General features: G+C 72.3%; 11 protein-coding genes. 6 read left to right on the top strand and 5 right to left on the bottom strand.

What is annotated here, in order from left to right; all coding sequences use genetic code 11:
• The first annotated feature begins 52 nt into the window (after positions 1–52).
• A complete protein-coding gene (locus AB5J51_RS12255; RefSeq protein ID WP_369777717.1) occupies positions 53–1033 on the top strand; it encodes a serine protease in 981 nt (326 codons plus the stop codon).
• Positions 1034–1177: 144 nt separating this feature from the next.
• Here AB5J51_RS12255 and AB5J51_RS12250 read toward each other — a convergent pair whose 3' ends face one another.
• Entirely contained in the window at positions 1178–1411 is a 234-nt protein-coding gene (locus tag AB5J51_RS12250; RefSeq protein ID WP_030154305.1) for a hypothetical protein, read from the bottom strand.
• Between the two features lie 444 nt (positions 1412–1855).
• Here AB5J51_RS12250 and AB5J51_RS12245 point away from each other — a divergent pair, with 444 nt between their 5' ends.
• From AB5J51_RS12245 to AB5J51_RS12235, 3 genes are all read left to right on the top strand, one after another.
• The gene (locus AB5J51_RS12245; RefSeq protein ID WP_053787756.1) at positions 1856–3976 is read left to right on the top strand and encodes a type IIA DNA topoisomerase subunit B; all 2121 of its coding nucleotides are present in this window, start codon (positions 1856–1858) and stop codon (positions 3974–3976) included.
• A 138-nt stretch (positions 3977–4114) separates the two neighbouring features.
• Entirely contained in the window at positions 4115–4606 is a 492-nt protein-coding gene (locus tag AB5J51_RS12240) for a DUF485 domain-containing protein (protein WP_136222725.1), read from the top strand.
• Positions 4603–6195, top strand: coding sequence for a cation acetate symporter (locus tag AB5J51_RS12235; protein WP_053787754.1), 1593 nt, complete (start codon positions 4603–4605; stop codon positions 6193–6195). The genes AB5J51_RS12240 and AB5J51_RS12235 overlap by 4 nt, the downstream gene beginning before the upstream one ends.
• Positions 6196–6214: 19 nt before the next feature.
• Here the strand turns inward: AB5J51_RS12235 and AB5J51_RS12230 are convergent, their stop codons facing one another.
• From AB5J51_RS12230 to AB5J51_RS12220, 3 genes are all read right to left on the bottom strand, one after another.
• Positions 6215–6922: a response regulator gene (locus AB5J51_RS12230; RefSeq protein ID WP_053787753.1), complete on the bottom strand. Its 708-nt coding sequence runs from the start codon at positions 6920–6922 to the stop codon at positions 6215–6217.
• Entirely contained in the window at positions 6919–8535 is a 1617-nt protein-coding gene (locus AB5J51_RS12225) for an ATP-binding protein (RefSeq protein ID WP_369777716.1), read from the bottom strand. Before AB5J51_RS12225 ends, AB5J51_RS12230 begins: the two co-directional genes overlap by 4 nt.
• A gap of 135 nt (positions 8536–8670) precedes the next feature.
• Positions 8671–9912, bottom strand: coding sequence for a citrate synthase (locus AB5J51_RS12220; RefSeq protein WP_053787751.1), 1242 nt, complete (start codon positions 9910–9912; stop codon positions 8671–8673).
• A 55-nt stretch (positions 9913–9967) separates the two neighbouring features.
• Between AB5J51_RS12220 and AB5J51_RS12215 the strand changes: the two genes are divergently transcribed.
• Entirely contained in the window at positions 9968–11134 is a 1167-nt protein-coding gene (locus AB5J51_RS12215) for a citrate synthase/methylcitrate synthase (RefSeq protein WP_369777715.1), read from the top strand.
• Between the two features lie 14 nt (positions 11135–11148).
• A complete protein-coding gene (locus AB5J51_RS12210; protein ID WP_369777714.1) occupies positions 11149–12327 on the top strand; it encodes a GTP-binding protein in 1179 nt (392 codons plus the stop codon).
• On the opposite strand, the gene AB5J51_RS12205 is transcribed toward AB5J51_RS12210, so the two are convergent.
• On the bottom strand, positions 12328–14415 hold the full coding sequence (locus tag AB5J51_RS12205; RefSeq protein ID WP_369777713.1) for a restriction endonuclease: 2088 nt from the start codon (positions 14413–14415) through the stop codon (positions 12328–12330).
• Positions 14416–14418 lie beyond the last annotated feature (3 nt).

The raw sequence follows: 14418 nt of genomic DNA, 5'->3' as shown, positions 1-14418 counted from the left end.
CGGGGCGTCCCACTCTGGGTGGAGTCATGCACACTCAGAGTCAGGAGGCCTCATGCGTCGTCCCTTTTCCCGTGCTCTGGCGGGCGCGCTGGCCCTGGTGGCGGGAGCGGCCGCCGCGCCGCTGGCCCAGGCACCGCACGCGGCTGCGGACAGTGTGGTGATCGGCGGGAAGCCGGTGAAGGCGGCCGACAGCCCGTGGGTGGTGGCCCTCGCCAGCCGTGACCGGTTCGGGGGTACGCGGGGCGGCCAGTTCTGCGGGGGCGTCATCGTGGGCCCGACGAAGGTGCTGACGGCGGCCCATTGCCTGGGCCGTCAGGTGCTGGGCGGCCCGATCGAGTCCGTCCCCGACTTCCGGGTGATCACCGGGCGTACGCAGCTGCGGGCTGCCGAGGGCCGGGAGATCGCGGTCCGCTCCGCCCGGGTGAACCCGGGCTACGACACGCGGAGCAACGCCGGCGACCTGGCCGTGCTGGAGCTCGAGGAGGCCGTACCCGCGCACTACGTGCTCCCCATGGCCGGGGACGGCCACCCCGGATACGAAGCGGGCGGCGAGGCGGCCGTCTACGGCTGGGGCGACACGAGCGGATTCGGTGACTATGCGTACGCACTGCGTGCCGCGCGGGTGACGGTCCTGGCGGACGAGGTCTGCCGGCGCGCCTACCCGGGGGACGCGGACGGGCAGTACCGGCCGGAATCCATGGTGTGCGCGGGGCACCGCGACGGCGGCAGGGACGCTTGCCAGGGGGACAGCGGCGGGCCGCTGGTGGCCCAGGGCCGGCTCATCGGGCTGGTGTCCTGGGGGCGGGGCTGCGGGCGCCCCGACAGTCCGGGGGTGTACACGAAGATCGCGCCGCTCACCGGCTTCGTGACGACCTCTGAGACGGCCGAGCGGCAAAGCACCGGCCAGGACGTCGCATGGGGTGGCCAAAGGCGCTCCGGACACGCTGCACGGCCTGTACGGGGGCCTGTGACGGGGGAGCCGCAGGGGGCACCGGGAACGCCTGGGGGACGGCACCGGCGCGCGAGGCGCTAGGCGGGGCCGCGAACCGCCGGGGCCCGCCGGGCACCGGCGGGGCTCCGGACGTGAGGACGGGCGGTACCCCTGGGTCTCAGGGGACACCGCCCGTCGACCGGCCTGGCCGGTCCTGGCTCGTCGGATGCGAGGTATAGGCCTGTGTCAGCGGTCCTCGGTGTCGGCATTGGCCGTCGGAGCGGACGTGAGCCGCTCGGTCTCATCCTGTATATCCGCGGCGATCTTCTTGAGTTCCGGCTCGAACTTACGCCCGTGGTGGGCGCAGAACAGCAGTTCACCGCCGCTCAGCAGGACGACGCGCAGATATGCCTGGGCGCCGCAACGGTCGCATCGGTCAGCGGCCGTCAGCGGGGTCGCGGGTGTCAGAACAGTAGTCACGTCGCCTCTTCTCTAGCTCGACGAGCTGTCGTACCAGGGTCAACATCCAACCAGGCCGAAAACGTTCCCGCTCGCGGCTTTTCCTCGAAACTTCCTTCCGAAGCTGGCCGGCTGTTGCCGGTTGGCGGCGAAGGAGCCGTATTGCGTTGCTTTACGGTTTCGCGTTGTCAGTCGTTCGCTTGTAGCAGTTCCGTCCTCCCCGGCGTGAGTGCCGGTTGTGCATGAGGACGTGCCCGAACCCTAAATGGTTCATGCCTGGAAGGGAACGTGATGTTTGCTTCACTCCCCCGGGGGATCGAACACCCGTGCGGCCCTGCACTAGGCTGATGAAGCGCGAGGGTGGCGTTGCATCGGCTCTACCAGGCCTCGGTACCCTTCGACCGGCAACCGAGCCACCCTGCGCCCGACGGGCCAGAAAAAGAAATTCAGCGAGGAGCGAACTGCGTGACCGCCGACACGTCCGTGCCTTCCAGCGCGCTGCTGTCCGGAGCAGACCGGGACGGCTCCAACTACACCGCGCGGCACCTGCTCGTCCTCGAAGGCCTCGAGGCCGTCCGCAAGCGCCCCGGCATGTATATCGGTTCCACCGACTCCCGGGGCCTCATGCACTGCCTCTGGGAGATCATCGACAACGCAGTCGACGAGGCCCTGGGCGGCTACTGCGACCACATCGAGGTGATCCTCCACGAGGACGCCTCGGTCGAGGTCCGCGACAACGGCCGCGGCATCCCCGTCGACGTCGAGCCCAAGACCGGACTGTCCGGCGTCGAGGTCGTCATGACCAAGCTGCACGCCGGCGGCAAGTTCGGCGGCGGCTCGTACGCGGCCTCCGGCGGCCTGCACGGCGTCGGCGCCTCCGTGGTCAACGCCCTCTCCGCCCGGCTGGACGTCGAGGTCGACCGCAACAGCTCCACCCACGCGATCAGCTTCCGCCGCGGCGTCCCGGGGATGTTCACCGAGCAGGGCCCCGACAGCCCGTTCGACCCGGCCAACGGCCTGCGCAAGGTCAAGCGGGTCGCCAAGGGCAAGACCGGAACCCGGGTCCGCTACTGGGCCGACCGGCAGATCTTCCTCAAGGACGCCCGGCTCTCGCTGGAGACGCTGTACCAGCGCGCCCGGCAGACGGCCTTCCTCGTCCCCGGCCTGACCATCGTCGTCCGCGACGAGCGCGCCATCGACGGGGCCGGCAAGACCGAGGAGACCTTCCGCTTCGACGGGGGCATCAGCGAATTCTGCGACTACCTCGCGCAGGACAAGGCCGTCTGCGACGTGCTGCGCCTGACCGGCCAGGGCACCTTCAAGGAGACCGTCCCCGTCCTCGACGAGCGCGGCCACATGACCCCCACCGAGGTCACCCGCGAGCTCGGCGTGGACATCGCCCTGCGCTGGGGCACCGGGTACGAGACGCAGGTCAAGTCCTTCGTCAACATCATCGCCACGCCCAAGGGCGGCACCCACATCACCGGCTTCGAGCGCTCGGTCGCCAAGACCGTGAACGAGGTGCTGCGCTCGGCGAAGCTGCTGCGCGTCGCCGAGGACGACGTGGTCAAGGACGACGCGATGGAGGGCATGACGGCGGTCGTCACCGTCCGGCTGGCCGAGCCGCAGTTCGAGGGCCAGACCAAGGAGGTGCTCGGCACCTCGGCGGCCGCCCGGATCGTCGCGGCCGTGGTCGCCAAGGAACTCAAGGCCTTCCTGACCAGCACGAAGCGTGACGACAAGCAGCAGGCCCGCGCCGTGATGGAGAAGATCGTCGCGGCCGCCCGGACCCGGATCGCCGCCCGCCAGCACAAGGAGGCGCAGCGCCGCAAGACGGCACTGGAGACCTCCTCGCTGCCCGCGAAGCTGGCCGACTGCCGCAGCGACGACGTGGAGCGCAGCGAGCTCTTCATCGTCGAGGGCGACTCCGCCCTCGGTACTGCCAAGCTCGCGCGGAACTCGGAGTTCCAGGCACTGCTGCCGATCCGCGGCAAGATCCTGAACGTCCAGAAGTCGTCGGTCTCGGACATGCTCAAGAACGCCGAGTGCGGAGCGATCATCCAGGTCATAGGAGCCGGCTCGGGCCGTACCTTCGACATCGACGCCGCGCGCTACGGGAAGATCGTCCTGCTCGTCGACGCCGACGTGGACGGCGCGCACATCCGCTGCCTGCTGCTGACGCTCTTCCAGCGGTACATGCGGCCGATGGTCGAGGCGGGCCGGGTGTTCGCCGCGGTGCCACCGCTGCACCGGATCGAACTCGTCCAGCCCAAGAAGGGCCAGGACAAGTACGTCTACACGTATTCGGACAACGAGCTGCGCCAGACGCTGCTCGAATTCCAGCGCAAGAACGTCCGGTACAAGGATTCGATCCAGCGCTACAAGGGTCTCGGCGAGATGGACGCGGACCAGCTGGCGGAGACCACCATGGACCCCCGCCACCGCACGCTGCGCCGGATCAACATCGGCGACCTGGACTCGGCCGAGCAGGTCTTCGACCTGCTGATGGGCAACGAGGTCGCGCCGCGCAAGGAGTTCATCACGAGCTCCGCGGCGACCCTGGACCGCTCGCGCATCGACGCCTGACGGGCGCACCGGCACCCCGGTGCTCTTCGCTCCCTCACCTGTTGGAGTGAAGAGCACCGGGACACCAGTCCGGAAACCGTCCATACCGCACATCCTTGTGGGCACGCGGCCAATGCGGCAGCGGACAAGGAGAGTTCGGTGGACAAGCACGAAGGTCCCGAAGCCGGAACGATCCGGCTCGACGACCCCTGGTACGACGCGCTCGCCGTCGGCTGGGGGGAGGGCGAGGGCGAGGACCCGGCGCCCCCGCGTCCCGCCGCCGGCGGCCGGGCCGCGCCCGGGGCATCCGACATCTACCTCGAAGTGCAGCGCAGCGCCGCCTTCCAGGAGGTCCGCAGCCGCTACCGGGGGTTCGTCGTCCCCGCGACCGCCGGATTCTTCCTCTGGTACGTCGCCTACGTGGTCGCGGCCACCATGGCACCGGGGATCATGGCCCGGCCCGTCGTCGGGGCGGTCAACGTCGCCCTGCTGGCCGGACTCGGCCAGTTCCTCAGCACCTTCCTGCTGACCTGGGCGTACGCCCGCCACGCGCGGCTGCGCCGCGACCGGGCCGCGCTGGACCTGCGCTGGACGGTCTTCGAGCAGGAGCGCGGCCAGGAGCGGACCCGGGCCCGGGAGGGCGGCCGGTGACCACCGAGCACCAGACCCTCGCGCTGATCCTGTTCAGCCTCTTCATCGCGGTCACCCTGGGCATCACCACCTGGGTCAGCCGCAACCGGCACGGCTCGGCCGAGGAGTTCTACGCCGGCGGGCGGTTGTTCTCCCCCTTGGAGAACGGATTCGCCATCGCCGGCGACTACATGTCCGCCGCCTCCTTCCTCGGCATCTCGGGCCTGATCTCCCTCTTCGGCTACGACGGCCTGCTGTACTCGGTGGGCTTCCTCGTCGCCTGGCTCGTCGTGCTGTTCCTCGTCGCCGAACTCGTCCGCAACTGCGGGCGCTTCACCCTCGCGGACGTGGTCGCGGCCCGGATGAGCGAGCGGCCCGTCCGGATCGCCGCCGGCACCTCTTCCGTCACCGTCTCGGTGCTGTATCTGGTCGCACAGATGGTCGGCGCGGGCAGCCTCGTGGGCCTGCTGCTCGGGGATTCGGGCACCGCGGCCCGGACGCTGACCGTGATCGGGGTCGGTGCGCTGATGGTGGTCTACGTGTCCTTCGGCGGCATGCGGGCCACCACCTGGATCCAGATCGTGAAGGCCGTGCTGCTCATGGGCGGGGCCGTCACCCTCACCGTGCTCGTACTCCTGCGCTTCCACGGGAACTTCGACCAGCTGCTCACCAGCGCAGCCGAGCGCAGCGGGCACGGGCAGCGGTTCCTGAGCCCGGGGCTCAAGTACGGCGGCGACTGGACCGCCCGCTTCGACTTCATGAGCCTCGGCCTCGCGCTAGTCCTCGGGACGGCCGGGCTGCCGCACATCCTGTCGCGCTTCTACACGGTGCCGACCGCGCGGGCGGCCCGCCGGTCGGTGGTGTGGGCGATCGCGCTGATCGGCGGGTTCTACCTGATGACCATCGTGCTCGGGTTCGGGGCGGCCGCGCTGGTGGGTCCGGACGCGGTGCGGGCCTCCAACGCCTCGGGGAACACGGCGGTTCCGCTGCTCGCGGCGTTCCTGGGCGGCGGGGCCGGCTCGACCGGGGGCGCGGTGCTGTTCGCCTTCGTGGCCGCGATCGCGTTCGCCACGATCCTGGCCGTGGTCGCCGGGATCACCCTGGCCTCCTCGGCCTCGGTGGCGCACGACCTGTACGCGTCGCTCAAGCGCCGCCATGCGCGCCAGCGCAGCGAGGTCGCGGTGGCCAGGGTCGCGGCCGTCGGGATCGGGGCGGTGGCGATCGCCCTGGGCCTTCTCGCGCAGGACCTGAACGTGGCGTTCCTGGTGGGGCTGGCCTTCGCGGTCTCGGCTTCGGCCAATCTGCCGGTGCTGCTGTACTCGCTGTTCTGGCGCTCCTTCACCACGCGGGGTGCCGTCTGGTCGGTGTACGGGGGCCTGATCCCGGCGGTGGTGCTGGTCGTCCTGTCGCCGGTGGTCTCGGGCAGTGCGGACTCCCTCTTCCCGGGGGTGAGCTTCCAGTTCTTTCCGCTGCAGAACCCGGGCGTGGTCTCGATCCCGCTGGGCTTCCTGGCGGGCTGGCTGGGCACGGTCACCTCGGCGGAGGAGCCTGACGGGGCGAAGCACGCGGAGACGGAGGTCCGCTCGCTGACCGGCGCCGGGGCCGTCTGAGCGCGTTCCCGTCCGGCGGTCACGCGCCCTCGGACGGGAGCCAGGAGTAGCGGTGTTCGGGGCGGCCCGTCTCGCCGTAGCGCAGGGCCAGGGTGACCCGGGCGGTGCGCTCCAGGAGCTTCAGGTAGCGCTGGGCGGTCTGGCGGCTGATGCCGGCGCGGTCGGCGACCTGCTGGGTGGAGAGCGGGCCCTCGGCGGAGCGCAGGACCTGGCGGACGAGTTCGGCGGTCGTGGCGGAGTGGCCCTTGGGCATTTCGTTCGGGGACCCGGCCGCGGCGAGGGCGCCGAAGATCCTGTCCACCTCGGCCTGTTCGGCCTCGCCGCCGGTCTCCAGGGTGCGGCGCAGGGAGCCGTACGCCTCCAGCCGGGTGCGCAGGCCGGCGAAGGTGAAGGGCTTGACGAGGTACTGGAGGGCGCCGAGGCGCATGGCGGACTGGACGGTGGCCAGGTCGCGGGCGGCCGTGACCATGATCACGTCGGTGCGGTGGCCGAGCTGGCGCAGCCGGCGGACCAGGTCCAGGCCGTTCTCGTCCGGGAGGTAGTGGTCGAGGAGGATCAGGTCGACGGGGTGGGTGTCGAGGTACGAGAGGGCCTCGGCCGCCGAATGGGCCTGGGCGCAGACACGGAAGCCGGGAACCTTCGCCACGTACGCCGCGTTGATCCGGGCAACACGCATGTCGTCGTCAACGACCAATACGTGGATGTCGTGGATCGGGGTCTCGTTCATCGCAGGGCCTCCGGGAGTACGACGGAGAACTCCGCCCCTCCGTCCGCTGCCTCGCCGGCCCGGGCCGTGCCGCCCTGCCGCTCCGCGAGGCGGCGTACGAGTGCGAGACCCAGCCCGCGCTCGCGGTGGGCCTTGGGCTGCTTGGTCGACCAGCCCTCGGTGAAGATCTCCTCGCGGCGGGCTGCCGGGACGCCGGGCCCGCTGTCCCGCACGCGGAGGATCGCCGTACGGCCTTCGGCACGCAGCTCGACCTCGACCAGGGGTGTGGCGGAGCCCGCCGCCGCGTCCAGGGCGTTGTCCACCAGATTGCCCGTGATGGTGACGAGGCCGCCGGGGTCCACGAGGCAGTCGGGCAGGAAGGTGGTGTCGGCGAGGCGCAGCGGGACGCCGCGCTCGGCCGCGACGGTCGCCTTGCCCACCAGAAGGGCGGCCAGCAGGGGGTCGTGGACCTTCTCGGTGACCTGTTCGGCGGTGCTGCGGTGCACTCCCACGACCTCGGTGACGAACTCCACCGCCTCCTCGTGGAGACCCAGTTCCAGCAGGCCGAGGAGGGTGTGGAGGCGGTTGGCGTGCTCGTGGTCCTGTGCGCGCAGGGCGTCGATCAGGCCCTTGGTGGAGTCGAGCTCGCGGCCGAGGTGTTCCAGCTCGGTGCGGTCGCGCAGGGTGGCGACGGCACCACCGTCCTCGGTGGGCATCCGGTTGGCGACCAGCACCCGCGGCCCCTGAACGGTGAGCAGGTCACGGCCGGTGACGCGGCCGGCGAGGACGTCGGTGGTGCGCCCGGCGCCCAGGACGTCGTCCAGCGGACGCCCGGCGACGGTGGCGGCGGAGTCCGGCGCGAGGCCCAGGAGCCGGGCCGCCTCGTCGTTGACGAGCCGGACCCGGCCGTCGCGGTCGAGGGCGATCACGCCCTCGCGGATGGAGTGCAGCATCGCCTCGCGCTCGGCGAGGAGGCCGGCGATGTCGGAGAAGGCCAGATCGCGGGTCTGCCGCTGGATCCGGCGGGACAGCAGGTAGGCGGCGAGCGCGCCTGCCGCGAGGGCGCCGCCCGCGTAGGCGAGCAGGCCCGGGATGGCGCCGAGCAGCCGGTCGTGGACGCTGTCGTAGGCGATGCCGACGGAGACGGCGCCGACGATCTCCCCGTCGGCCGCGAGGAGCGGGACCTTTCCGCGGGCGGAGCGGCCGAGCGTGCCCTCGTCGATCTCCATGACCTCGCGGCCCGCGAGGGCGTCGCTCGGGTCGGTGGAGACGGGCAGGCCGATCCGGTCGGTGCCGGGGTGCGAGCGGCGGATCCCGTCCAGGTCCATGACGACGACGTACTCAGCGCCTGTCGCGCGGCGGATCCGCTCGGCCGAGGCCTGCACCGGGCTGTCGGCCGTCGGCCCGGAGTCGAGGAGGTCGGCGGCCAGTGAGGGGTCGGCCGCCGCGCTCTGGGCGATGGCCAGGGCGCGCCGCATGGCCTGGTCGTCGAGCTGCGCGCCGAGCGGGGCCAGGAAGAGCCCGGTGGCCAGCACGGCGACCCCGGCGGCGATGGCCAGCTGGGTCAGCAGGATCTGCGAGACGGCCCGTCTGGGCAGCCCGAGGCGCCGAGCGCTCATGTGGAGGAACCGCATGACCAGCACCGTAGGTCGCCTTCGGCCCGAGCGGAACATCCCATGTGCACGCAACCGCGGCGGATCTCCCGCCGGCCGCGGGCAGCGCCGGCCGAGCGGGCGCCCGGCAGCCGGCGGGCGCGGGCCGCGGGTCCGTCACGGCATCGGCTGTGGCGGGCGGGGCCCCTGGTACTGGCCGCTCGGGCGCATCCTGAGCGGCCGCTCCTGGTACTCCTCCAGCGCGTGCGCGATCCAGCCCGCCGTCCGGGACACCGCGAACACCGTCTCCCCGGCCTCCGCGGGCATCCCGCACGACACCGTCAGCACGGCCAGCGCCAGGTCGACATTGGCGTGCAGGCCGCCCCGCCGGGCCGCCGCCGTGGCGACGACCTCCCGGGCGGCCGCCAGCGCGGGCGCGGCCCGGGGCACGTTCTCGAGCCGCGCGAACAGGGCCGTCGCCCGCGGGTCCTCGCCCTCGTACAGCCGGTGCCCGAGGCCGGGGACCCGCCGTCCCGCCCGCAGATGGTCCGCGACCACCGGCGCGGCCCCGCCCCGCTCCAGGGCCTCCACCAGCATCCGGTGCGCGAGCCGTCCGGCCGCGCCGTGCAGCGGGCCCTCGAGCGCGCCGAGCCCGGCCGAGACCGCCGCGTACGGATGGGCCCGCGCCGACGCGGCCACCCGTACGGCCAGGGTGGAGGCGGCCAGATCGTGGTCGATGAGCAGCGCCAGGGCCAGATCCAGCGTGGCCAGCGCGTCCGGGTCGGGCTCGCGCTCCGTCAGCCGGGTCCACAGCTGCCGGGCCAGTCGCCCGTCCCCGCGCCAGCCGGGCGCGCCCACCTCGGGCAGCGCGCCGACCAGCGTCGGGATCAGGCAGCGTGCCGACCCCAGTACGGCCTCCGCGGACAGGTCGAAGCGCAGCGGATCCGTCACGGCGGCGGCCGCGGTGGCCACCCGCAGCCGGTCGATCGGGCCGCTGTGCTCGGGCAGCGCGGCCACCGCGCGCCGGGCGGCGGCCAGCGCCTGCGGGGGAGCGGTGAACCGCACGCCGCGCGGCAGCGTCCCGGTCCAGAGCCACTCGGCGACCTCCTCGTAGCGGTGCCGCGAGGCCAGCTCGACGGCGTCCACGCCCCGGAAGTAGTACCGGTCGGGCTCGATGAGCGTGAGCGAGGTGCGGACGGAGAGCTCCGCCCCGGGGGGCGCAGCCGCCTCGCGCCGGCTGCGCCGGGCCAGGTCCTCCACCTCGCGCGCGTCGAAGCTGCTGCCGCGGCCGACGGGGTCGCGGCGGCTCGTCAGCTGGCCGCGACTGACGTACGCGTACACGGTCGCGGGCTTCACCCCGAGCAGTTCCGCCGCCTGCCGGGTGCTGATCCGGCGCTCGCCCTCCGCCTGGTCGTTCATGACGCCAACCCTACATATATTGATTCAATCAACATTGACAAGGATTCAATCCATCATGGATGGTCGATGCATGAACACCACCGTCGATGTGCCCCGCGGTCTCGCGGGAGTCGTGGTCACCGAGACCGAACTCGGTGACGTCCGAGGCCGCGAGGGCTTCTACCACTACCGCCAGTACTCGGCCGTCGAGCTCGCAGCGAGCCGCAGCTTCGAGGACGTGTGGCACCTGATGTTCCGCGGCGCCCTGCTGGCCGACGCCGCCGAGCGGGCCGCGTTCGCCGCCGAGATCGCCCCGCTGCGCCGGCTGCCCGACGCGGTGCAGGGCGCGCTGCCCGCCCTCGCCCGGGCCACCGCGCTCTCCGGACCGCTCGCCGGACTGCGGACCGCGCTCTCGCTGCTCGGCGCCTCCGCCGGGTTCCGCCCGGTTTACGACCTCGACCCCGGGCGGCGGGCCGCCGACGCACTGGCCGCCTGCGCCGCCGTACCGACCCTGCTCACCGCGCTGCACCGGCTGGGGCAGGGCCTGGAGCCGGTCGAGCCGCGCGCGGATCTCCCGTACGCCGCCAACTACCTGTACATGCTCACCGGGCAGGAGCCCGACCCGGTCAAGGCGCGGGCGGTCGAGCAGTACCTGATCTCCACCGTCGACCACGGTTTCAACGCCTCGACCTTCACCGCCCGCGTGATCGCCTCCACCGGCGCGGACGTCGCGGCCTGCCTCACCGGCGCGATCGGCGCGCTCTCCGGGCCGCTGCACGGGGGCGCACCCAGCCGGGCCCTGGACACCCTGGACGCCATCGGCACGGCCGACCGCATCGACCCGTGGATCCGCGAGCGGGTGCTCGCCGGGGACCGGATCATGGGCTTCGGGCACCCCGTGTACCGGACCGAGGACCCGCGCTCGCGGATGCTGCGGGAGATCGCGCTGCAGTTCGGCGGCCCGCTCGTGGACTTCGCCGTCGAGGTCGAGCGGCACGTCGAGGAGATCCTGGCCGAGCTCAAGCCGGGGCGCGAGCTGCACACCAACGTGGAGTTCTACGCGGGCGTGGTCATGGAGCTGTGCGGGCTGCCGCGCGAGATGTTCACCCCGACGTTCTGTGCGGCCCGTGTGGTCGGCTGGAGCGCGAACGTCCTGGAGCAGGCCGCCGATTCGAAGATCATCCGTCCGGCGGCGCGGTACGTCGGCCCGAACCCGCCGGAGCCGGTTCCGGTGCTCGGCTGACTACGATCGGCGGGGTGAACAGCAGTCAGCCCGCCCAGCAGTCCGCTCAGCCGCCCGTACAGCAGCCCCCTCAGCCGATTCCCGTCGTCGTGCTGTCCGGATTCCTCGGATCCGGCAAGACGACGCTGCTCAACCACCTGCTCGGCAACCGGGGAGGCACCCGGATCGGGGTCGTCGTCAACGACTTCGGCTCGATCGAGATCGACGCGATGGCCGTGGCGGGCCAGGTCGGCGACTCGATGGTCTCGCTCGGCGGCGGCTGCCTGTGCTGCGCGGTCGACGGCAGCGAGCTGGACGCGTACCTGGAGAAGCTCTCCGAGCCGGTCCACCGGATCGACGTGATCGTCATCGAGGCGAGCGGGCTGGCCGAGCCCCAGGAGATGATCCGGATGCTGGTGGCGAGCGAGAATCCGGCGATCCGGTACGGCGGGCTGGTCCAGGTCGTGGACGCGGCGGAGTTCGACACGACCCGGGACCGGCACCCGGAGACCGACCGCCACCTCGCCGTCGCGGACCTGGTGGTCCTCAACAAGACGGACCGGGTCGACGCCGCCGAGCGGGCCCGGATCGAGGGCGAGCTGGGCGCGCTCTGTCCCGGGACGCCGGTGGTGGCCGCCGACCACGGGCGCATCGACCCGGAGCTGCTCTTCGACCGCCGCCCGTGGACCGAGACCCAGGGCCAGCTGTCGTTCGAGGACCTGATCGCGCAGGCCAGGGACGCGGACGCCGCGGAGCACGAGGACCACACCGGGCACGCCCACACGGTGTACGAGAGCACGGAGTTCGTGTCCGAGCAGGCCATGAACCCGCGCCGGTTCATCGACTTCCTCGACCGGCGGCCGGCCGGGCTGTACCGGATCAAGGGCTATGCGTACTTCGGCGTCCCCGGCCACGAGGAGCGCTACGAGGTCCACGCGGTCGGCCGTTTCCTCCGGTTCGCACCGCAGCCCTGGGGCCGGGGCGAGGCCCGGCTGACGCAGCTGGTCCTGATCGGCGCCGGTACGGACGGCCCCGCCCTGCTCCACGAGCTGGAGGCCTGCCGTGAACCGGCCCCGCAGCACGCACCCCCCGAGAGCATGTGGGGCGTGCTCCGCTACGTCGACCGCCCCGCGCAGGCGGACGCCGAACCGGAGCCGGAGCCGTACGAACCCGATCCGTACGGCGATCCAGACTCCGATCTCGACTCCGATTGATCAGGCGACCTCGACGCCGTATTCGCGCAGGAGGTCCTCGAGGCCGCCGCGGTAGCCCTTGCCGCCGATGACGAAGTCCCAGTCGCCGTTGGAGCGGCGCCGGAACGAGCCGAGGACCAGAGCGGTTTCGCCGGCGCGCCCGTCGGAGACGTCCAGCCGGCCGAGTTCCTCGCCGCCGGCGGACAGCAGGCGGATGTGGGCGTCGGTGAACCCGGCGAGGTCGGCACGCGGATCGACCTCCGGGTCGATCGCGGCCACGAGGACCAGGCGGTCGGCGGGCTCGGGCAGGGCGTCGAAGGAGACCTCCAGCGCGGCCTTGTCGGGAGCCGAGTGGGCGCGGGCCCGTACCGAACCGTCCGGAGTCCGCGGGTTGTTGAAGAACACGAAGTGGTCTTCGCTCAGCACCCGGTTGCCCGCGCAGACGAGGGCGCACACGTCCAGGGCGACCGCGCCCGACCAGGACATGCCGAGCACGTTGTGGTCCGCCGAAGGGGCCGCGGGCTCCGGCTCGGGCGCGCGCTGCGCCGGACCGCCGCCCAGCCGCCCGCGCAGGCCGTACTGGTGGAGCAGCTCGACCAGGTCCGGCCCGGGAACCAACTCCAGCGGCTTGCCGTTGGCAAAGGTGTACGACCCGGGCCCGAAGGACGCGGTGGTGACGAGCACCCCCTTGTTCGCCCCCTTGTCCTGGACCGTGCCGTACAGATCACGCACGGCCGTCGGCGGCACCGTGTTCCGGTAGCGCTTGACCTGGACCACGATCCGCCCGCCCCGGATCGGCGCCGGGTCCAGCGCCTCCACGTCCACCCCGCCGTCGCCCGACCGCTGCGTGGTCACCGCCTCCATGCCCATCGCCCGGAAGAGCTCCGCCACCAGGTTCTCGAAGGCGATCGGGTCCATCGCGAACAGGTCCGGCTCGTCATCCCCATGGCCGGATTGGCCGCCGTGGCTGACGACACCCCCGCCGACCTCGTCGGGCCGGCGCCCCGGGCGGACCGCCGTCAGCTGGTCGGGGCGCGTCGACAGCAGCCCGCCCAACCCCGACACCAGACAGTCCACCGCGCTGACCTGCTCCAGCCGCAGCCCCGCAAAAGCGCTGCGTGCCGCCGGCACGGTGGAGAGCACGAACCGTGCCTCCTGCCCCGTCGCCGGATCGTGGCAGTCGACGAAGCCGTTGACCACGACCGAGTCCAGTACGCCGAACTCGTCCGCTGCGTACAGCTCGCGCACCACCAGCAACATGCACTGCGCCAGCAGGTCCCGGTACAGCGCCCGTCGTTCCGTGACCGGGCGGGGCTTCACCCTGTCCTGGTCCGTGCTCGGCAGGTACTGGACCGACCTGGCCTCCGGTACCACCTCGTACCCGGGAAGCTCCCAGTCCAGTACCAACTGGCGCGCGGCAGGGTCGTACGCGGCCGCCACCTGCCGCGGCAGCGCCTCGGGCCAGGCAGTCGAGGCGTACAGGGCCGCGGAGAAGTACTCCACCGCCGCCTCCGCGTCGCCCGCGCGCAAGGCGGCGGCCAGCTCGATGAGCCCGCTGTTGTGCGCCCGTACCCCGGCGAGCTGATCCGCCGCCCACCGGTCGTACTGCTGCCGGTACGCCGCCAGTTGCTGCTGCCGCTGCGCCTCCGCGGCGTTCGCGGCCTGCCAGGCCTGGGTGTACCGGGCGTGAGCCTCCCGCTCCGCCTGGGCCCGGTGGCTCGAGCCGAGCGTCCAGCCGCTGCTCTGCTGCTGGAACTGGTCGATGCGGGGCATCGGTACCGGCTGCGCCAGCGCCCCGGGGTTGAAGGGTTCCAGCTGCTCGGACCGGGCCAGGTCGGAGATCCGGAACGCCGGTGCGCGGCAGCCTGCGACCAACAGGCCCTTGAGGGCGTCGACCTCGGATTCCAGCTGCGCGGTGCGTCGCAGGGCCTCGGCCTCGCGGTACTGCCGGTGGCTCCGGTTCGCGTCGCGTTCACGGACCCGCTGCCGGTCCCGTTCGTAGGACTGCTGCCGGCGTTCGGCCTCCCGCTGCTGGATCAGCTGTGTCTGCTGCTGCCGGCGCTGGGCCTCGGCCCAGTCCCCGATCAATCCGCCCGCCCGACGACTCATCAG

It is taken from the genome of Streptomyces sp. R33, assembly GCF_041200175.1.
GTDB lineage: Bacteria > Actinomycetota > Actinomycetes > Streptomycetales > Streptomycetaceae > Streptomyces > Streptomyces katrae_B.
Note: the sequence above shows the minus strand (reverse complement) of the source record. Positions and strands in the feature narration are given on the sequence as shown.